The sequence below is a fragment of the Ornithinicoccus halotolerans genome (genome assembly GCF_009602535.1).
GTDB lineage: Bacteria > Actinomycetota > Actinomycetes > Actinomycetales > Dermatophilaceae > Ornithinicoccus > Ornithinicoccus halotolerans.
The window spans coordinates 1-18,298 of the sequence record NZ_WIQI01000003.1 but is presented as its reverse complement, the minus strand read 5'-3'; the positions used below and the strand labels follow the sequence as shown (position 1 = coordinate 18,298).

Genomic DNA, 18,298 nt, shown 5'->3' with positions numbered 1-18,298 from the left:
GCCCCGGCCCCGGCGAGCGGGCTCCCTGGCGACCCGTGCGGTCGCCAGGGAGCTCGGACCTACTCCGAGAGCGTGACCGGAGCGAAGTCCTCGTTGGTGAGCGGGCTGGCCACCATGCCCTCGACGTTGTCCGCGACCACGATGGCCGGCGGCGAGTGCGACAGCGGCGCGCCCGGGAGCCACTCCATGATGTTGGCGTTGAGCTCCATGTACAGCTCCTCGCGGGTGGCCTCGTCGGGCTCGCTGTCGGCCTCACGCAGACCGGCCTGCAGCTCGTCGTGCCAGTCGTACGCCGAGGTGCCGAACTGGTTGTCGTCACCGCAGAAGAAGGCGCACAGGAAGTTGTCCGCCGAGTTCAGGTCACCGGTCCAGCCCAGGAAGTAGGCCGGAGCCTTGGACTGGGTCGCGCCGTCGATGTAGCCGCCTGCCCACGGGCGGGAGACCGGGTTGACGGTCACGCCGACGGCCTCCCAGTCGGCCTTCACCGCGTCGTAGATGCGCTGCGGGTCCGGCATGTACGGCCGGGTGACCTCGGTGGGGTACCACAGGTCGATCGCCAGGTCGGACTTGCCGGCCTCCTCGAGCAGCTGCTCGGCCAGCTGGGGGTCGTACTCGTACGGCTCGATCGACTCGTTGTACCCGGCCACGGTGTCCGGCATGAACTGGGTGGCGATGGTGGCGCCGTCCGGCAGCTGGCTCTGCACGAGCTGCTCCCGGTTGATCGCGTGGTAGAGCGCCTGCCGGACCTTCGGGTCCTCCAGCTGCGGGTCGGCGATCGGGTTGAACGCCAGGTAGAGGACGTTGAACGGGTCACGGATGAGCACCTGGTTGCCGGCCTCCTCCAGTGCCGCCCAGTCCACCGGGTTCGGCAGGTCGTAGCCGTGGATGGTCCCGGCCTCCAGCTCCTGCCGCCGGGCGTTCTCGTCCGGGATGATCTTGAACACCAGCTGCTGGACGCCCGCCGGGTCGCCCCAGTAGTCGTCGTTGCGGGTCAGCGTGACCGTGCCGCCGGCGTTGTCGTAGGACTCGAACGTGAACGGGCCGGTACCGGTCGGGTGCTCCGTGGCGTACTCGGGGAAGACGAAGCCCTCGCCCTGGGTCTTGATCCCGTTGGCGTCGTACTCCTCCATCGCGGTCGGGGAGTGGATGGCGTAGGACGACTGGCTGAGCACCATCGGGAACTTGCCGGTGGGGCGGGTGATGGTCACCTCGGCGGTGTGCTCGTCCACCGCGGTGCAGGAGTCGTAGAGCGAGTCCTCGCCCCAGCCGAAGTCGTTGCCGTAGTAGTAGGCGGCCGCCGGGTTCATGCCGGCCTCGTTCTGGTCGGCCCAGCGCTCGAAGTTGGCGCAGACGGCCTCGGCGTTGAACGGCGTGCCGTCGTGGAAGGTCACGTCCTGCTGCAGCTCGAAGGTCCAGGTCAGCCCGTCCTCGCTGCCCTCCCAGCTGGTGGCCAGCTCGGGCACCCCTTCGGTGCCGCCCGGCTCGATGCCGATCAGGTTCTCGTAGATCTGGCGGGTGACCCGGAACGTCTCGCCGTCGGAGGCGTAGAACGGGTCGAAGGTGGTCGGGGCGCCCGCGGCGCCGAAGACCAGGGTGGCGTCGCTCTGGCCGCCCTGCGCGCCGCCCTCGGTGGCGCCACCACCCTCGGTCGCGTCCCCGCCGTCGGTCCCGCCGCCGCTGTCCCGCTCGGACTCGGCGCACGAGCTCAGCCCCAGCGCCAGGACCGCGGTCCCGGCCACAGCGGCAAGCTTGCGGTTGATCATGCTGCCTCCTCGTGTCGGGCCGCGCACTGGACACTGGCGTCCGGTTGTCAGGCCCATGTCTGGACCGCCGCACAGTAACCGCCCGCTCGGCCCGGGGGGAAGACGCGCGGCCAGGATGTGTCCGAAAGGTGACCCGACCGTGACGTGCCGGTGCCGGGCATACTGGCCGGGTGCGGACGGTGGTCGCGGCGGCGCTGGTGGACGACCTGGCGGCCCCGACCCGGCTGCTCGCCGCTCGCCGCAGCGCGCCGGCGGAGCTGGCCGGACGCTGGGAGTTCCCCGGCGGCAAGGTCGAGGCCGGGGAGGAGCCGGTCGCGGCGCTGCGCCGCGAGCTGCGCGAGGAGCTGGGGGTGGCCGTCGAGCTCGGTGCGGAGCTGCCCGGACCGCACGCCGGGCACTGGCCGCTGCGCCCGGGGCTCGGGCTGCGGCTGTGGTGGGCGCGGGCCCGTGCCGAGCCGGCGCCGCTGCAGGACCACGACCAGCTGCGGTGGCTGCCGGCGCAGGACCTGGCGGCGGTGCCGTGGCTGGCGAGCAACCGGGCGGTGCTGGCGCGGGTCGCAGCGGTGCTGGCCGGCGCGGCCGATGCCAGCCCAGACTGCTGAGACAATCGAGCCATGCCCTCTACTCCCGGCCCCTCCTCGCGGGCCCAGCGTCCCGACCTGCGCAACGTGGCCATCGTGGCCCACGTCGACCACGGCAAGACCACCCTCGTCGACGCGATGCTGCGCCAGGCCGGCGCGCTGGCCGAGCGGGGGTCGGGCGCGGACCTGGCGGAGCGGGTGATGGACACCGGCGACCTGGAGCGCGAGAAGGGCATCACGATCCTGGCCAAGAACACCGCGATCGACTACGCCGGCCCCTCGGCCCGCGAGGTCGCCGGGGTGGACCGGGTCGTGGTCAACATCATCGACACGCCGGGTCACGCGGACTTCGGCGGCGAGGTGGAGCGCGGGCTGTCCATGGTCGACGGCGTCGTGCTGCTCGTCGACGCCTCGGAGGGGCCGCTGCCGCAGACCCGGTTCGTGCTGCGCAAGGCGCTGGCCGCGCGGCTGCCGGTGGTGCTGTGCGTCAACAAGGTGGACCGCCCCGACGCCCGGATCGGGGCCGTGGTGGACGAGGTCTACGCCCTGTTCATGGATCTCATGGACGACGCCGGCCACGACAGCCAGGCGCTGGACTTCCCGATCGTCTACGCCTCGGCGGTGACCGGGCGTGCCTCGCTGGAGCAGCCCCAGGACGGCGAGCAGCCCAACTCCCCGGACGTCGAGCCGCTGTTCCGCACCATCCTGGAGTCGGTGCCGGCACCGACCTACGACCCGGAGCGGCCGATGCAGGCGCAGGTGACCAACCTGGACTCCTCGCCGTTCCTCGGGCGGCTGGCGCTGTGCCGGGTCCACGCCGGCACCATCCGCAAGGGCCAGCAGGCGGCCTGGTGCCGCCGCGACGGCAGCATCCAGCGCGTCAAGGTGACCGAGCTGCTGGTCACCCAGGGCCTGGAGCGCACCCCGGGCACCGAGGCCGGCCCCGGCGACATCATCGCGGTGGCTGGCATCCCCGACATCACGATCGGGGAGACGCTCGCCGACCCCGAGCGGCCCGAGCCGCTCCCGCTCATCACCGTCGACGAGCCGGCCATCTCGATGACCATCGGCGCCAACACCTCCCCGCTGACCGGGCGGGTGAAGGGGGCGAAGCTGACCGCCCGGCTGGTCAAGGACCGGCTGGACGCGGAGCTGATCGGCAACGTCTCGCTGCGGGTGCTGCCCACCGACCGGCCCGACACCTGGGAGGTCCAGGGCCGCGGCGAGCTGGCGCTGGCGATCCTCGTCGAGCAGATGCGGCGGGAGGGCTACGAGCTGACCGTGGGCAAGCCGCAGGTGGTCACCCGGCAGATCGACGGCACGGTGCACGAGCCGGTGGAGCGGCTCACCATCGACGCCCCCGAGGAGCACCTCGGCAGCATCACCCAGCTGCTGGCCGCCCGCCGTGGGCGCATGGAGCAGATGAGCAACCACGGCACCGGGTGGGTGCGCATGGAGTACGTCGTGCCCGCGCGCGGCCTGATCGGCTTCCGGACCGAGTTCCTCACCGACACCCGGGGCACCGGTATCGCCCACCACGTCTTCGACGGCTACGCCCCGTGGTTCGGGGAGATCCGGACCCGGCAGAGCGGGTCGCTGGTGGCCGACCGGGCAGGCGCGGCGACCAGCTACGCCATGTTCAACCTGCAGGAGCGTGGCACGCTGTTCCTCGAGCCGGGCACCGAGGTCTACGAGGGGATGATCGTGGGAGAGAACTCCCGCGCCGACGACATGGACGTCAACATCACCAAGGAGCGCAAGCTCACCAACGTGCGCTCCTCGACCGCCGAGGTGCTGGAGCGGCTGGTGCCGCCGCGGCGGCTCAGCCTGGAGCAGTCGCTGGAGTTCTGCCGCGAGGACGAGTGCGTGGAGGTGACGCCGGAGGCGGTCCGGCTGCGCAAGGTGATCCTGGACCAGACCGAGCGGGCGCGGGCCACCGCGCGCGCCCGTCGAGGGTGAGTGTGCGCGCGCCACTCCTCGCGGACGAGGCGCCGCCGGCCCGGGTGCTGGCGGTCCACGCCCACCCCGACGACGAGACGCTGGCCACCGGGCTCGCGCTGGCCCACCACGCCCGGCGCGGCGACGAGGTGCACGTGGTGACCTGCACCCTCGGGGAGGAGGGTGAGGTCATCCCCGCGGTCCTCGCGGACCTGGAGGGCGACCCGCGGCTGGCCGAGCACCGCCACCACGAGCTGCAGGCCGCGATGGCGGTGCTCGGCGCCCACCACCACTACCTGGGTGGGGAGCGGCCGCGGTGGCGCGACAGCGGGATGGCCGGCTCGGCGGCGGCCCGGCACCCCCGGGCGTTCGCCGCCGTCCCGGTGGTCGAGGCGGCCGCGGAGCTGGGCCGGCTGCTGGCGCGGCTGCGGCCCGCGGTGGTGCTGACCTACGACCGGCACGGCGGCTACCGCCACCCCGACCACGTGCAGACCCACCGGGTCACCGTCGCCGCGGTGGCCGCGATGCCGCTGCGGGAGCGTCCCCGGCTGCTGGCCGCGCTGACCCCCCGGTCGTGGGCGGAGGAGGACCGGGCCTGGGTGCTCGAGCACGTCCGGCCGCGGCCCGCCCGCGGCTGGCGGGACGGGTTGGCGCTGCCGGAGGCCGACGCGCCCTACCCGCCCTCGGTGGTCCCGGACGGGGAGGTGACGCACGCGGTCGGCGGCACCGCCGCGCTGCCGGAGGGCACCGTGGCGCTGCGCGACGAGGCGCTCGCCCACCACCGCACCCAGGTGGCTCTGGGGGAGGGCTGGTTCGCCCTCTCGAACCAGGTCGCGGCCCGGCTGCCCCGCCGGGAGGGCTATGCCGAGCTCGCTCCCGACGCGCTGGGCCACGACGAGCCGGAGCCGCCGCACCCGGAGGCGGCCCGGTGACCGTGGACCCGCAGCACTACCGCCGCGCGATGGGCCGGTTCGCCAGCGGCGTCACCGTCGCGACCACCTTCGCCGGCCGGCACGACCACGCGATGACCGCCAACTCCCTCACCAGCGTCTCCCTCGAGCCGGTGCTGCTGGTGCTGTCGGTGGAGCAGGACGCCCGCTGGCACGACGCGGTGCTGGAGTCGGGCGTCTGGGGCATCAGCGTGCTGGCCCGCAGCGCCCGGGCGACCGCGGAGTGGCTCGCCACGCCGGGCCGCCCGCTGCACGGCCAGCTGGACCGAATCCCGCACCACCGCGGTGCGGTGACCGGCGTGGCGCTGCTGGACGGGGCGCTCACCGCGCTGGAGTGCCGCACCCACGCCGTGCACGCCGCCGGAGACCACAGCCTCGTCGTCGGTGAGGTGGTCGCCGTGCATACTCCTGAGGAGACCGAACCGGCACTGGTGCACTTCCGAGGGCGCTACACCGAACTACCGTGACCGCAGACCCCGAGCGATGAGAGAGGCCATGCCCCAGCCCGAGCTGGTCGAGGAACGACCCCGTAGCGAGTGGTGGGGGATCCTGCTGCGGACCACCCTCGCCCTGCTGGTGCTGGGCGGGGTGTACGTCGGAGCCGCCTACTACTTCGGTCAGCGGGTGCCCAACGGCACCACCGTGGAGGGGGTGGCGATCGGCAGCCTCACCCCGGAGACCGCCGAGCAGACCCTCGCGACCCGGCTGGCGCACCTGGAGAGTGACCCGGTGGTCATCGAGACCGAGCACGACGAGCTGCGGCTGCAGCCGGAGGAGGCCGGGCTCACGCTGGACCTCGAGGAGACGCTGGAGGGTGTCGCGGGCATGACGCTGCACCCGGTCGAGCTGTGGCAGCAGGTCGCCGACGACGGGCAGGAGCTGCCGCTGCAGGTCGACGTCGACCGCGCCGCGCTGGAGGCGGAGCTGGCCCGACTGGCGGAGGAGTTCGACACCGAGCCGCAGGAGGGCCAGGTCCGGCTCGCCCAGGGGCAGGTGCAACGAACCGACCCGGTCGAGGGGCACCGCCTCGACGTGGCCGCGACCGCGGACGCCGTGCAGCAGGCCTGGCCGCAGCAGGTCACCGTCCAGGGCGCCGTCGAGCCGGTCCAGCCGCAGCTGGCCGCCGGGGAGATCGAGCGGTTCGTCACCGAGGTCGCCGAACCCGCGCTCTCCGGCCCGGTCGTGGTGCGGGCCCGCGGCGACGAGACCGTGGTGTCGGCCAACCAGCTGTCCCGGATCCTCACCGTGAAGGAGACCGAGCAGCACCGGCTCCGGCTCCGGATGGACCAGGCCCAGCTGCTGGAGGTGGTGCGCGGCGGCCTCACCGACGCGGTCGAGGCCCCGCAGAACGCCTCGGTGAGCCTCGAGGACGGCCGGCCCGTGGTGGAGCCGGCCAGCAAGGGCAGCGACCTGAACGACGACTCCATCATCAACCGGGTGCAGCGGGCACTGCAGCGCACCGGCGAGAAGCAGCGCACGGTGCGAGCCAAGATGGTCGAGGTCGACCCCGACCGCAGCCACCGCGGCTGGTCGGTCGACCAGGTCATGTCCGAGTTCCGCAGCGAGTTCCCCACCGGCCCGGCGAACGAGGCCCGCACCAGCAACATCCGGGTGGGGCTGGCGCACCTCAACGGCACCGTCGTGATGCCGGGGGAGCAGTTCAGCCTCGCCGAGTCGCTGTCCCCGATCAGCGAGGACCGGGGCTACGTCGACGCGGGGGTGATCCGGGACGGCCGGCTCGTGGAGGGCATGGGCGGTGGGCTGTCCCAGGTCTCCACCACGGTCCTGAACACCGCCTGGTTCGCCGGGGTCCAGCTGGACGAGTTCACGCCGCACTCCTACTACATCTCGCGCTACCCGGTCGGTCGCGAGGCCACCATCTCGGTGCCGGTCATCGACAACCGGTGGACCAACGACACCGACTCCCCGATCGTGGTGCAGACCTGGATCGAGGGCAACGACATCGTCATGCGGTTCTGGGGCGACCGGCAGTACCGGGTCGAGACGGTCACCGGCCCGCGCCGGGAGGTGGTGCAGCCGGAGGAGCGCGTGGACGACAGCGCGGACTGCCTCCCGCAGAGCCCGCAGGAGGGGTTCCAGATCACGGTGACCCGCGTCCTGTACCGCGGTGGCCAGGAGGCCGCCCGAGAGTCCTACACCACCCGCTACCAGCCCTCGCCGCAGGTCACCTGCACCCACCCGCAGGCGCCGTGACGGCCGCCGCGTGCTCGCCGGCCCCGCCCGACGGCCCCGGAATTCGGGGTGCGGCCACGGAGCGGCATACTAGGAACAGTGGTGCACGCGACCGGGGCGCGGTCCTCGGGCCGGTCCCGGTCCCTGCGTCCAGGTGGAGACCGGAGAGCCGGAGACAACGAGTGAGCAGGAGCCGTCCATGACCTACGTGATCGCCCAGCCGTGCGTCGACCTCAAGGACAAGGCCTGCATCGAGGAGTGTCCGGTCGACTGCATCTACGAGGGCGAGCGCTCGCTGTACATCCACCCCGACGAGTGCGTCGACTGCGGTGCCTGCGAGCCGGTCTGCCCGGTGGAGGCCATCTACTACGAGGACGACGTGCCCGAGCAGTGGGCGGAGTACTACAAGGCCAACGTCGAGTTCTTCGACGACATCGGCAGCCCGGGCGGCGCAGCCAAGATGGGGCTGATCCCCAAGGACCACCCGATCATCGCCGACCTGCCGCCGCAGGAGCACGACGAGAGCTGACCGCACCGCCCGCCGCCGGCCGGCGCCGAGCGGCGGCTCACCACCCCTGAACCCCCCGGTCCGACCGGGTAAGCAGCCCGCGACCGGGCAGGAGGAGGAACCCCATGAGCGACCAGACGAAGACGGCGACGACGGCGGCGACGCTGCGGCACGGGGACCAGGAGCTGGAGCTGCCGCTGGTGCCCGCGGTGGCGGGCAACAACGGCCTGGACATCTCCCAGCTGCGCAAGACCACCGGTGACGTCACCCTGGACGTCGGCTTCGCCAACACCGCCAACTGCTCCTCGGAGATCACCTACATCGACGGGGAGGAGGGGGTGCTGCTCTACCGCGGCTACCCGATCGAGCAGCTCGCCAAGCAGTCCAGCTTCCTGGAGACCAGCTACCTGCTCATCTACGGTGAGCTGCCGACCAGCTCCCAGCTGGAGGAGTTCGACCAGAAGCTGCGCCGGCACACCCTCCTCGTGGAGGACATGAAGGGCTTCTTCGACGGCTTCCCCCGCGACGCGCACCCGATGCCGGTGCTGTCCTCGGCCGTCTCGGCGCTGGGCACCTTCTACCAGGACAGCCTCTCGCCGTTCGACCCCGAGCAGGTGGAGATCTCCACCATCCGGCTGATGGCCAAGCTGCCCACGATCGCCTCCTACGCCTTCCGCAAGAGCCTGGGCCAGCCGTTCCTGTACCCGAACAACGACCACAACCTGGTCGAGAACTTCCTGTGGATGACGTTCGGCATGCCGACCGAGCGCTACGAGGTCGACCCGGACTTGGCCAAGGCGCTGGACCTGCTGTTCATCCTGCACGCCGACCACGAGCAGAACTGCTCCACCTCCACGGTGCGGCTGGTGGGCTCCTCCGAGGCCAACCTGTACGCGTCGGTCTCCGCGGGGATCCACGCGCTGTCCGGCCCGCTGCACGGCGGGGCCAACTCGGCCGTGCTGTCGATGCTCGAGGGCATCCGCGAGGACGGCGGGGACGTCAACGAGTTCGTCCGCAAGGTCAAGGACAAGGAGGCCGGCGTCCGGCTGATGGGCTTCGGGCACCGGGTCTACAAGAACTACGACCCCCGCGCGGCGATCATCAAGGAGACCGCCCACGAGATCCTGTCCAAGGTCGGCAGCAACCCGCTGCTGGACCTGGCCATGGAGCTGGAGCAGACGGCGCTGGAGGACGACTACTTCGTCGAGCGCAAGCTCTACCCGAACGTCGACTTCTACACCGGCCTGATCTACGAGTCGATGGGCTTCCCGAGCAACATGTTCACGGTGCTGTTCGCGCTGGGCCGGCTGCCCGGCTGGATCGCCCAGTGGCGCGAGATGGTCAACGACCCGCAGACCAGGATCGGCCGCCCGCGCCAGCTCTACACCGGGTCGCCGCAGCGCGACTACGTGCCGGCCGAGCAGCGCTGAGCCCAGGCGTCCCCGCCCCTCACGAGGCGGGGACGCCCACCTCGATGACCACGACGCCCTCGGCGAGGTCGTCACCGCCCGCGGGCCAGGTCCTCGGGTCGCCGTGGCGCTCCCAGCGCCGGCCGTCGACGGTGACCGTGCTGACGTCCCCGGCCTCGGCGTGCGCGACCGCCCAGGACGCCACCGCCCACGCGGCCGTGCGGGAGCCGGTCGTCAGCACCAGCCGCTGCTGGTCCGCCACCGTGCCGTCGGCGGCGCCGCCGAACTGAGCGTCCGCCTTGCCGAGCAGGTCGGTGGCTGTCCGGGCCGCTTCCGGGTCGACCTCGGGGAGGTCACAGCCCAGTCCGGCCGGGGTCTCACCGGTCAGCACCGAGGCGAGCACCCGTCCCTCCCACTCGTGCTGGGCGTAGGCGGTCGGGTACGCGCTGCGCTGCACCTGCTGGGCGACGTCGGTGATGACGCCGTCCTCCCAGCCGGAAACCTGCTCCAGCGCGTCGTAGAAGGCGTGGCTGGCGTGGACCGGGTCCAGCACCTGCTCCTCGGTCCCCCACCCCTGGCTGGGCCGCTGCTGGAACAGCCCCAGGCTGTCGGCGTCACCGTAGGTGATGTTGCGCAGCTTGGACTCCTGCAGCGCCGTGGCCAGCGCGACCGAGGCGGCCCGGGGCGGCATGCCCCGCTCGACCGACACCAGCGCGATGGTCGCGGCGTTGGCGGTCTGCTCCGGCGTGAAGGTGTAGCTGCGTCCGGCGGCGGTGACCGAGCACTCCGGCTCGTCGAGCCAGCCGGTGAGCCACGCCGCCGCCGCGACCCCGCCCCCGCCGGCCAGGCCCAGCAGGACCAGGGTGGTCAGCAGGCGGCGCACCCGCACCCGGGACCGGCGTCCGGGACGTGCAGGAGGCCCCGAGCGCGGGTCCGAGGGCATGCCCGGATCCTACCGGCGCGCAGCGGTGGGCCCGACGGACCCGGGGGCCGTGTACTAGGTTCGGCAGGGTGAGTCAGTCCTCCCGGCAGACCCCCGACGTACCGCGGCCCGACCGCCCGCTCAGCGAGCCGCCGGAGGGGCAGCGCCCCGGTGACCCGGCACCGTTCACCGGTCGCCCCGGCGACTACCACAAGGGGCCGGTGACGCTGCGCGGACGCAAGGTGCCGGCCAGCACGACCGACCAGCACCTGCTGGACGAGCGGGGACCGGCCGACTGGGTGCACACCGACCCGTGGCGGGTGCTGCGGATCCAGGCGGAGTTCGTCGAGGGGTTCGGGGCGCTGGCCGACGTGGGGGACGCGGTCAGCGTGTTCGGGTCCGCCCGCACCGGCCCAGGCACCCCCGCCTACACCATGGCGGAGCAGCTGGGTCAGGCGCTGGTCGCGGCCGGCTACGCCGTCATCACCGGCGGCGGCCCGGGGACGATGGAGGCGGCCAACAAGGGGGCCAGCGAGGCCGGGGGTACCAGCGTGGGACTCGGCATCGAGCTGCCGTTCGAGGCCGGGCTGAACCCCTACGTCAACCTCGGGATTAACTTCCGGTACTTCTTCGCCCGCAAGACCATGTTCGTCAAGTACGCCTCCGGGTTCGTGGTGCTGCCGGGCGGGTTCGGCACCCTCGACGAGCTGTTCGAGGCGATCACCCTGGTGCAGACCGGCAAGGTCACCCGGTTCCCGATCGTGCTGCTGGGCAGCGACTTCTGGGGACCGCTGCTGGAGTGGGTCCGCGGCACGCTGCTGGAGCACGCCACCATCAGCGAGCGGGACCTGCAGCTGGTGCGGCTGACCGACGACGTCGACGAGGCGGTGCACCACATCCAGCAGGCGCGCACCAGCAGCTGACCCTCGACGTGGCACCATCGTGCCGTGGTGCTCCTGCTGCTCCTGCTCGCGGTGCTGCTGGCCGGGCTCGCGCTGGCGGCGCTGGCCGGCCGGCTGCCGGTGCCCGGTGTCCCGCCGCCGGTGACGACCGAGTCCGCCCCACCGCCCCCGTCCGGGTCGGTCCGCGCCGAGGACCTGGCGCAGGCGCGGTTCGACCTGGCGCTGCGCGGCTACCGGATGTCGCAGGTGGACGCGCTGCTGGAGCGGCTGCAGCACGAGCTCGCTGAGCGGGACGCCGAGATCGCCCGGCTGCGCGGCGAGCACCGCGAGGCCGGGCCGGGCGCACCCGAGGCGGAGCCGCGGTGACCGGTGCGACGACCGGGCCCGACGGGGTGGCGCGCTGCCCGTGGCCGGGACTGCAGGACCCCCTGTACCGCCGCTACCACGACGAGGAGTGGGGACGGCCGGTGCGCGGGGAGCAGCCGCTGCTGGAGCGACTGTGCCTGGAGGCGTTCCAGTCCGGGCTGTCCTGGCTGACGATCCTGCGCAAGCGGCCCGCGTTCCGGGAGGCGTTCGCCGGTTTCGACCCGGAGCGGGTCGCCGCCTTCACCGCGGGAGACGTCGAGCGGCTGCTGGCCGACGCCGGCATCGTGCGCAACCGCCGCAAGATCGAGGCCACCATCGGCAACGCCCGCGCCACGCTGGCGCTGCGCGAGCACGGCGGGCTGGATGCCCTGGTCTGGTCCTACGCCGACCCGGAGCGGCCACGTCCGGCCAGCGTGGAGCAGGTGCCGTCCCGCACCCGCGCCTCCACCGAGCTGGCCGCGCAGCTGCGCGGCTACGGGTTCGCCCACCTGGGGCCGGTCACGGTGTACGCCGCGATGCAGGCCTGCGGCCTGGTCGACGACCACCTGGTGGGCTGCCACCGCAGTCGCGCCGCGTGAGCGGGCGGCACGACTGGCTGGCCGGCCGCCGGTTCTGGGTCGCCGTGCTCGTCGGCTGGACGCTGGCGCGGCTGGTCACGACCGGCATCCTGCTGTGGATCACGCACGCCGAGCAGCACCCGTCGATCTTCACCGACGGCTACCCGCGCTACTTCGACGTCGCGACGCTGTGGGACGGCCAGTGGTACCAGCGGATCGCCACCGAGGGCTACCCCGACCACGTGCCGCGGGACGAGACCGGCGCGGCCCGGCAGAACGCCTGGGCGTTCTACCCGGTGTTCCCGCTGGCGGCCCGGGTGCTGATGGTGCTGACCGGGCTCCCGTTCGCCGTCGTCGCCCCGCTGCTGGCCACCGCCCTCGGGTACGCGGCCGCGGCGCTGCTCGCGCTGCTGCTGCGGGAGCGGGTGGGCCCGGCGCCGGCGCTGGCCGGGGTGCTGCTGGTGGCCACGTTCCCGGCCTCGCCGACGCTGCAGGTGGCCTACACCGAGTCGCTGGCGCTGGCGCTGCTGGTCGTGGTGCTGTGGTTCCTCGGCCGCGAGCGCTGGCTCGCGGCCGGGGCAGCGGCCCTGGTCACCGGTTTGGCGCGGCCGATCGCGCTGCCGCTCGGGCTGGTCGCGCTCGCGCTCGCGCTGCGGCGGGCGCGGCGGCACCGCGAGCAGCCGGTCACCCCCGGGGAGGCGGGCCGGATGCTGGTGGCGCTGGCGGCCTGCGGCGCCTCCGGGCTGCTGTGGCCCGGGATCGCCTGGCTGGGCACCGGGCAGGCCGACGCCTACACCGAGACCATGGGGGCCTGGCGTGCCGGCGACCAGGTGGTGCCGTTCGCGCCGACGCTGCACCGGGTGCAGGAGCTGGCCGGGCCCATGCTGGGTCCGGTGCTGCTCGTCGGGGGAGCGGCGCTGCTGGCGGTCGCGGTGCTCGGCCCGTGGGCCCGCGGCCTGGGGCCCGCGCTGCGGGCCTGGAGCCTGGCCTACCCGCTCTACCTGGCGGCGGTGCTGGACCCGTGGACGAGCCTCTACCGGTACCTGCTGCTGCTGTTCCCCGTCCCGCTGCTGCTGGTGGGCGGCGGGCGCGCCACCGGCAGCGCGGACCGGCCGGGCGGGTCCGGGTGGCGGCAGCCGCCCTGGCTGCTGTGGGTGCGGACCGGCGTGCTGGTGGCGCTCTTCGTGGGCTGGCAGGTGTGGTGGAGCTGGGAGCTGTTCCGGTTCGAGCCGCCCCGCGACGACCCCCCGTAGCCGTCCCGCCTCGTCAGCGGCCCCGGAACGCCGGCTGCTGCTTGCCGAGGAACGCGGTGACCGCGTCCTGGTGGTCCTGGGTGGCGCCGGTGCTGGCCATCAGCTGCGCCTCCTGCTCCAGCGCCGCGTCCAGCCCGGTGCCGGCCGAGTGCAGCACCGCCCGCCGGATCGCGCCGTAGGCGCGGGTGGGGCCCGCGGCCAGCTCGGCGGCGACCTCGGCCGCCCGGGCCGGCAGCCCCTCGTCGGGCACCACCTCGGTCGCCAGCCCCAGCTCCAGCGCCTCCTGGGCCGGCACCGTCCGCGGGCGCAGCAGCAGCTCCTTGGCGCGGGCGGTGCCGACCAGCCGCGGCAGCGACCACGAGGTGCCGGAGTCGCAGGACAGGCCGATCGCCGCGAACGCCAGGTTGAACCCGGCTGAGGAGGCCACCACCCGCAGGTCGGCGGCGAAGGCGAACGCCGCCCCCGCCCCGGCCGCTACCCCGTTGACGGCCGCCACGACCGGCTTGTCCATGCCGGCGAGCAGCCGCACGACCGGGTTGTAGTGCTCGGTCACGGTGCTGCCGAGGGAGTAGTCGCGGGCCTGCAGCGCCTCGGCGTGCTCACGCAGGTCCTGGCCCACGCAGAACGCCCGGCCGGTACCGGTGAGCACCACGCAGCGGACCGCCTCGTCCTCGGCCACCTGCCGCAGCGCGGCCAGCAGCGCCTCCTTGGTGGCGGTGTCCAGGGAGTTCATCGCATCCGGACGGGCGAACCGCACGGTGGCCACGGCGTCGTCGCGCTCGACGACGACCGGCGCGGCCGGGTCCGCCGGGTCGGTCCGGACGGCCGGGTGCTGCTGCGCCTCAGCTGGGGTCATCGGTGTCCTCCTCCCGCCGGCCCGCGGCACGAGCCAGGCTCTGGTCGACGAATGTACGCGCCGGTGGCAGCAGCGTGTCCGCCACCTCCAGGAACAGCGCCCGGGCCCGGGTGCCGGGCCAGGCCGGCGGCAGCACCGCCGACGGCAGGTCCGGGTCGGCGAACAGGAAGGTGCGCCACTCGTGCACCAGCAGCGTCCGCTCCCGGTAGGCGGTCCCCGGGTCGGTGGCGGGGCCGAGCGGCCGGAGCGGCTCGGCCCGCCTGGCGAAGTCCTCGTAGCGCGCCGCCAGCGCCGACAGGTCCCACACCCGGCGGGCCAGCCCCACCGGGTCGCCGTCGTGCTCGGCGGTCAGCTCCTCCCACCGTGCGCCCAGCGCCTGCAGCGCGGCGTGCCGCTCCGGGTGCGGCCACGGCGAGACCCAGGTGTGCGGCGCCAACCGGCCGTAGCCCAGGAACCCCAGCGTCGCCGCCAGCCGGTCCCGTGCCGCCCGGTCCCCCGGGGGAGAGGTCACCAGCAGCCGCCACCGGCCGTCCCAGTCCCGCGGCTCGCGACGGTAGACCCGCGCGTGGGTGGTGGACAGCCGGGTGCGGGCGGCCGCCGAGGCCCGGTAGCCGCGTACGCCCCCGGCCGTGGTCGGCTCCAGCCAGCCCTGGGCCACCAGCCGGGAGATCGCGGTCCGGGCCGCGGACCCGGAGACGCCCACCGCCGCCAGCAGCGTCACCACCGCCCCGACCGGCGCCTGGTACCCGCGGGCCGACAGGTGGTCCCCGTAGAGGTCGAAGACCGCGGATCTGGCGTGCACGGGCCCAGTGTGCCGGAGCCGGGTTCGGTCCCGTCGGAGCCGAGGGGGATAATGGCGCCGGAGATGAGCAGTCAGCCGACGCGGATCCGCGCCGGCAGCCGCGGCAACCGCGCCACAGGAAGGGTTCAGCATGGCAGCCATGAAGCCTCGTACCGGGGACGGCCCCCTCGAAGTGACCAAGGAAGGGCGCGGCATCGTGCTGCGCATGCCGCTCGAGGGCGGCGGCCGCCTCGTGGTGGAGATGAACGCCGAGGAGGCCGGCGCGCTCGGCGACGCCATCAAGGACTGCCTGGGCTGACCCGCCCACGGTGTCGACGCCCTGCTGGCCACCGGCCGGCGGGGCGTCGGCCGTTCAGCGGCGGACCGCGGCGAACAGCCCGTCGCCCACCGGCAGCAGCGCGGGGACCAGCCGCTCGTCCTCACGCAGCTGCTTGCCCAGGTCGCGCAGCAGCGTCGTGGTCTCGTCCCGGGCCGCGGGGTCGGCGACCCGGTCGTGCCAGAGCATGTTGTCCATCGCCAGCACCCCTCCCGGCCGCAGCAGCCGCAGCGCCTGCTCCACGTAGACCGGGTAGCTCTCCTTGTCGGCGTCGACGAGGACCAGGTCGTAGCCGCCGTCGGTCAGCCGGCCCACCACCTGGCCGGCGTCGCCGGCGATGACCCGGGTGCGCTGCGTGGGCACCCCCGCGGCGGCGAACGCCTCCTTCGCCGCGCGCTGGTTCTCGGCCGAGATGTCGATCGTGGTCAGGATGCCGTCGGGGGCCATGCCCTCCAGCAGCCACAACCCCGAGGTCCCGGCGCCGGTGCCGATCTCCACGACGTGGGAGGCGCGGACCGAGGCCGCGAGCAGCCGCAGCGCGGCACCCACTCCGGGATGGACCGGCACGCAACCCAGCTCGGTGCCGCGAGCGGCGGCCCGCTCGATGACCTCGGTGGGGGTGACGAACTCCTCGGCGTAGGACCAGGAGGCCAGTTTCGCTGCTGACATGCGCCCCACCCTACTGCCGCCCTGCTGTCAGCGATCTCCCAGGAAGCCCTGCCACCCTGGCAGGGTGGCAGGGACCCAGCAGCAGCCAGCCGGGGTGGCCGCGGGCACGCCGGAGTGGCAGCCCCCGTCCTGGGAGGACGTGGTGCGCGAGCACTCCGCCCGGGTGTACCGGCTGGCCTACCGGCTGACCGGCAACCCCCACGACGCCGAGGACCTCACCCACGACGTGTTCGTCCGGGTCTTCCGGTCCCTGGACAGCTACCGGCCCGGCACCTTCGAGGGGTGGCTGCACCGCATCACGACCAACCTCTTCCTGGACCGCGCCCGCCGCAAGCAGCGGATCCGGTTCGACGCCCTCGGCGAGGAGGCCGCCGCCCGGCTACGCAGCCGCGAGCCCGGGCCGGAGGAGGCCTTCGACCTGGCCCACCTCGACGACGACGTGCAGCAGGCGCTGGCCGCGCTCGCCCCGCAGTTCCGGGCCGCCGTGGTCCTCAGCGACATCGAGGGGCTCAGCTACGAGGAGGTCGCGCAGACCCTGGGGATCAAGCTCGGGACGGTGCGCTCCCGCATCCACCGTGGCCGGGCCCAGCTCCGCCGCGCGCTCGCGCACCGGGCCCCCGCCAGGTCCGGGCAGGAGGCCACCGCCGGCGACCGGCCTCGGGGCGTGCCGCGCCCGGCCCGCCCGGCCACCGCACTCGGCTGATCAGGCACAATCAGGGCCATGACCCTGGTTCCCGTCAAGGCTGCCACGCGCCGCCGCGGCGGCCTCATCGCGGCGGGCGTGGCGCTCGTGCTGCTGCTCGCCCTGCTGCTGGGGATCGTGGGCGGACTGCTCGGCAGCTACCTGGGCTGGCGGCTCGCCGGCGGTGACAGCCCGGAGGTCGTGGAGCCGATGGCCGTGGGGAGCGCCAGCAGCGGCGGCGGCGGCGATGTGGCACCGGTCACCGAGATCGCCCGCACCTCGCTGCCGTCGGTGGTGCTCATCTCGGCCGGGGAGGGCCGGGCGGCCGGTGTCGGGTCGGGGTTCGTCATCCGCGAGGACGGCTACATCGTCACCAACGCCCACGTGGTCTCCGGCGCCGGCGCCGAGGGGCTGACCGTCGAGTTCGCCGACGACAGCGTCCACGACGCCGAGGTGGTCGGCCAGGACACCTCCTACGACATCGCGGTGCTGCGGGTGGACGTCGGGGGGCTGCCGGCGCTGCCGTTCGGGGACTCCGACCGGCTCGAGGTGGGTGAGCCCGTCGTCGCGGTGGGGGCGCCGCTGGGGCTGGACAGCACAGTCACCTCCGGCATCGTGTCGGCACGGGACCGGCCGGTCAGCGCCGGCGACCCGCAGAACCCGTCCTACATCAACGCCATCCAGACCGACGCGGCGATCAACCCGGGCAACTCCGGCGGCCCGCTGCTTGACCACCGCGGCCGGGTGGTCGGCGTCAACTCCGCGATCGCCCAGCTCCCGGACGGCATCACCCGGTCGGGCAGCATCGGGCTGGGTTTCGCGATCCCCTCCAACCAGGTCCGGCGCACCGCCGACCAGCTCATCGAGACCGGCCAGAGCCAGCACCCGGTGATCGGCGTGCTCGTGGACCTCAGCTACACCGGGCAGGGGGCCCGGGTGCTGCCGGAGTCCACCAGCGGCGACCAGCCGGTCGTGCCGGGCGGGCCGGCCGACCAGGCCGGCATCGAGCCCGGCGAGGTCATCCTGGCGATCGACGAGCAGCGCATCGACGACAGCAGGCACCTGATCGTGGTGCTGCGGTCCTACTCCGTGGGGGACGTCGTGGAGCTCACCGTGCGCGGCGAGGACGGCACCGAGCGCACGGTCGAGGTCACCCTGCAGGGGTCCTCGCAATGAGCAGCCGGCGTGCCGGCGCGACCGGCCGACCGCGGCGGCGGGGAGCGGCGTCGTGATCGGCAACCTGCACGGCGGCGAGCTGCTGCTGCTGGGCCTGCTGGCGATCCTGCTGCTCGGTCCCGACCGGCTGCCGGAGTATGCCGCGAAGCTCGCTCAGCTGGTGCGCTCGCTGCGCGACATGGCCGAGGGCGCCAAGGGCCAGCTCCGCCGCGAGATGGGCCCGGCCTTCGACGAGATCGACTGGCAGCAGCTGGACCCGCGCCAGTACGACCCCCGGCGCATCGTCCGGGAGGCGCTCACCACGCCCGGTAGTGGGCAGCAGGGCGACTCCGCTCCAGCGGTTCCCACCCCTCCGGCCGCGGAGTCGGGTGGCGCCGCCCCTCGCCGCCCGCGGCATCGACGTCGAGAACGTCACCCACGTCATCAACTACCAGTGCCCCGAGGACGAGAAGGGC

General features: G+C 73.7%; 19 protein-coding genes and 1 pseudogene. 15 read left to right on the top strand and 5 right to left on the bottom strand.

Annotated features, from left to right (window positions below):
- Positions 1-59 precede the first annotated feature (59 nt).
- Complete coding sequence (locus tag GFJ45_RS01125) at positions 60-1,763, bottom strand: ABC transporter substrate-binding protein (RefSeq protein WP_153393118.1); 1,704 nt, start codon at positions 1,761-1,763, stop codon at positions 60-62.
- 170 nt (positions 1,764-1,933) lie between these two features.
- On the opposite strand from GFJ45_RS01125, the gene GFJ45_RS01120 reads away from it, so the two are divergent.
- From GFJ45_RS01120 to GFJ45_RS01090, 7 genes are all read left to right on the top strand, one after another.
- Positions 1,934-2,365, top strand: coding sequence for a (deoxy)nucleoside triphosphate pyrophosphohydrolase (locus GFJ45_RS01120; protein WP_153393115.1), 432 nt, complete (start codon positions 1,934-1,936; stop codon positions 2,363-2,365).
- Positions 2,366-2,377: 12 nt separating this feature from the next.
- Complete coding sequence (gene typA, locus GFJ45_RS01115) at positions 2,378-4,303, top strand: translational GTPase TypA (RefSeq protein WP_153393112.1); 1,926 nt, start codon at positions 2,378-2,380, stop codon at positions 4,301-4,303.
- A gap of 2 nt (positions 4,304-4,305) precedes the next feature.
- Complete coding sequence (locus GFJ45_RS01110) at positions 4,306-5,214, top strand: PIG-L family deacetylase (RefSeq protein WP_228386318.1); 909 nt, start codon at positions 4,306-4,308, stop codon at positions 5,212-5,214.
- On the top strand, positions 5,211-5,699 hold the full coding sequence (locus GFJ45_RS01105; protein ID WP_323368703.1) for a flavin reductase family protein: 489 nt from the start codon (positions 5,211-5,213) through the stop codon (positions 5,697-5,699). Before GFJ45_RS01110 ends, GFJ45_RS01105 begins: the two co-directional genes overlap by 4 nt.
- Before the next feature lie 28 nt (positions 5,700-5,727).
- Positions 5,728-7,446, top strand: a complete 1,719-nt coding sequence (locus tag GFJ45_RS01100; protein ID WP_194288449.1) for a VanW family protein — start codon at positions 5,728-5,730, stop codon at positions 7,444-7,446.
- Positions 7,447-7,624: 178 nt separating this feature from the next.
- Complete coding sequence (fdxA, locus tag GFJ45_RS01095; protein ID WP_153393104.1) at positions 7,625-7,954, top strand: ferredoxin; 330 nt, start codon at positions 7,625-7,627, stop codon at positions 7,952-7,954.
- A 104-nt stretch (positions 7,955-8,058) separates the two neighbouring features.
- The gene (locus tag GFJ45_RS01090) at positions 8,059-9,363 is read left to right on the top strand and encodes a citrate synthase (RefSeq protein WP_153393101.1); all 1,305 of its coding nucleotides are present in this window, start codon (positions 8,059-8,061) and stop codon (positions 9,361-9,363) included.
- A gap of 19 nt (positions 9,364-9,382) precedes the next feature.
- Here the strand turns inward: GFJ45_RS01090 and GFJ45_RS01085 are convergent, their stop codons facing one another.
- Positions 9,383-10,285 carry a hypothetical protein gene (locus GFJ45_RS01085; protein ID WP_153393098.1) on the bottom strand — a complete coding sequence of 301 codons (903 nt, stop codon included), beginning with the start codon at positions 10,283-10,285 and terminating at the stop codon, positions 9,383-9,385.
- 68 nt (positions 10,286-10,353) lie between these two features.
- Here GFJ45_RS01085 and GFJ45_RS01080 point away from each other — a divergent pair, with 68 nt between their 5' ends.
- The 4 genes from GFJ45_RS01080 to GFJ45_RS01065 are packed head-to-tail and all read left to right on the top strand — an operon-like array spanning position 10,354 to position 13,342.
- Complete coding sequence (locus GFJ45_RS01080; RefSeq protein ID WP_153393095.1) at positions 10,354-11,187, top strand: LOG family protein; 834 nt, start codon at positions 10,354-10,356, stop codon at positions 11,185-11,187.
- Positions 11,188-11,211: 24 nt separating this feature from the next.
- On the top strand, positions 11,212-11,532 hold the full coding sequence (locus tag GFJ45_RS01075) for a DivIVA domain-containing protein (protein ID WP_153393092.1): 321 nt from the start codon (positions 11,212-11,214) through the stop codon (positions 11,530-11,532).
- On the top strand, positions 11,529-12,110 hold the full coding sequence (locus tag GFJ45_RS01070; protein WP_153393089.1) for a DNA-3-methyladenine glycosylase I: 582 nt from the start codon (positions 11,529-11,531) through the stop codon (positions 12,108-12,110). Before GFJ45_RS01075 ends, GFJ45_RS01070 begins: the two co-directional genes overlap by 4 nt.
- Positions 12,107-13,342 (top strand): hypothetical protein, encoded by a 1,236-nt coding sequence (locus GFJ45_RS01065; protein ID WP_228386311.1) that lies wholly within the window; start codon positions 12,107-12,109, stop codon positions 13,340-13,342. Before GFJ45_RS01070 ends, GFJ45_RS01065 begins: the two co-directional genes overlap by 4 nt.
- Before the next feature lie 13 nt (positions 13,343-13,355).
- On the opposite strand, the gene GFJ45_RS01060 is transcribed toward GFJ45_RS01065, so the two are convergent.
- Both GFJ45_RS01060 and GFJ45_RS01055 read right to left on the bottom strand, forming a co-directional pair.
- Positions 13,356-14,198, bottom strand: a complete 843-nt coding sequence (locus tag GFJ45_RS01060) for an enoyl-CoA hydratase-related protein (protein WP_153393086.1) — start codon at positions 14,196-14,198, stop codon at positions 13,356-13,358.
- Positions 14,185-15,000, bottom strand: a complete 816-nt coding sequence (locus GFJ45_RS01055; protein WP_194288448.1) for a PaaX family transcriptional regulator — start codon at positions 14,998-15,000, stop codon at positions 14,185-14,187. The genes GFJ45_RS01060 and GFJ45_RS01055 overlap by 14 nt, the downstream gene beginning before the upstream one ends.
- A gap of 130 nt (positions 15,001-15,130) precedes the next feature.
- Between GFJ45_RS01055 and GFJ45_RS01050 the strand changes: the two genes are divergently transcribed.
- Complete coding sequence (locus tag GFJ45_RS01050; RefSeq protein WP_153393079.1) at positions 15,131-15,298, top strand: DUF3117 domain-containing protein; 168 nt, start codon at positions 15,131-15,133, stop codon at positions 15,296-15,298.
- 54 nt (positions 15,299-15,352) lie between these two features.
- Here GFJ45_RS01050 and GFJ45_RS01045 read toward each other — a convergent pair whose 3' ends face one another.
- Complete coding sequence (locus GFJ45_RS01045) at positions 15,353-15,985, bottom strand: O-methyltransferase (RefSeq protein ID WP_153393076.1); 633 nt, start codon at positions 15,983-15,985, stop codon at positions 15,353-15,355.
- Between the two features lie 64 nt (positions 15,986-16,049).
- Here GFJ45_RS01045 and sigE point away from each other — a divergent pair, with 64 nt between their 5' ends.
- From sigE to GFJ45_RS16975, 3 genes and pseudogenes are all read left to right on the top strand, one after another.
- Positions 16,050-16,688 carry an RNA polymerase sigma factor SigE gene (gene sigE / locus GFJ45_RS01040; RefSeq protein ID WP_228386309.1) on the top strand — a complete coding sequence of 213 codons (639 nt, stop codon included), beginning with the start codon at positions 16,050-16,052 and terminating at the stop codon, positions 16,686-16,688.
- Between the two features lie 18 nt (positions 16,689-16,706).
- Positions 16,707-17,843: a S1C family serine protease gene (locus tag GFJ45_RS01035; RefSeq protein WP_228386307.1), complete on the top strand. Its 1,137-nt coding sequence runs from the start codon at positions 16,707-16,709 to the stop codon at positions 17,841-17,843.
- A gap of 368 nt (positions 17,844-18,211) precedes the next feature.
- Positions 18,212-18,298, top strand: a pseudogene (locus tag GFJ45_RS16975) (helicase-related protein); the annotation flags it as partial.

Excerpts from the sequence above, each read along its gene's own strand:
- GFJ45_RS01100 (WP_194288449.1), top strand. The coding sequence starts at position 5,728 with ATGCCCCAGCCCGAGCTGGTCGAGGAACGACCCCGTAGCGAGTGGTGG.
- GFJ45_RS01085 (WP_153393098.1), bottom strand. The coding sequence starts at position 10,285 with ATGCCCTCGGACCCGCGCTCGGGGCCTCCTGCACGTCCCGGACGCCGG.
- typA (WP_153393112.1), top strand. The coding sequence starts at position 2,378 with ATGCCCTCTACTCCCGGCCCCTCCTCGCGGGCCCAGCGTCCCGACCTG.
- GFJ45_RS01035 (WP_228386307.1), top strand. The coding sequence starts at position 16,707 with ATGACCCTGGTTCCCGTCAAGGCTGCCACGCGCCGCCGCGGCGGCCTC.
- GFJ45_RS01050 (WP_153393079.1), top strand. The coding sequence starts at position 15,131 with ATGGCAGCCATGAAGCCTCGTACCGGGGACGGCCCCCTCGAAGTGACC.
- GFJ45_RS01060 (WP_153393086.1), bottom strand. The coding sequence starts at position 14,198 with ATGACCCCAGCTGAGGCGCAGCAGCACCCGGCCGTCCGGACCGACCCG.
- GFJ45_RS01045 (WP_153393076.1), bottom strand. The coding sequence starts at position 15,985 with ATGTCAGCAGCGAAACTGGCCTCCTGGTCCTACGCCGAGGAGTTCGTC.
- GFJ45_RS01090 (WP_153393101.1), top strand. The coding sequence starts at position 8,059 with ATGAGCGACCAGACGAAGACGGCGACGACGGCGGCGACGCTGCGGCAC.
- fdxA (WP_153393104.1), top strand. The coding sequence starts at position 7,625 with ATGACCTACGTGATCGCCCAGCCGTGCGTCGACCTCAAGGACAAGGCC.
- GFJ45_RS01125 (WP_153393118.1), bottom strand. The coding sequence starts at position 1,763 with ATGATCAACCGCAAGCTTGCCGCTGTGGCCGGGACCGCGGTCCTGGCG.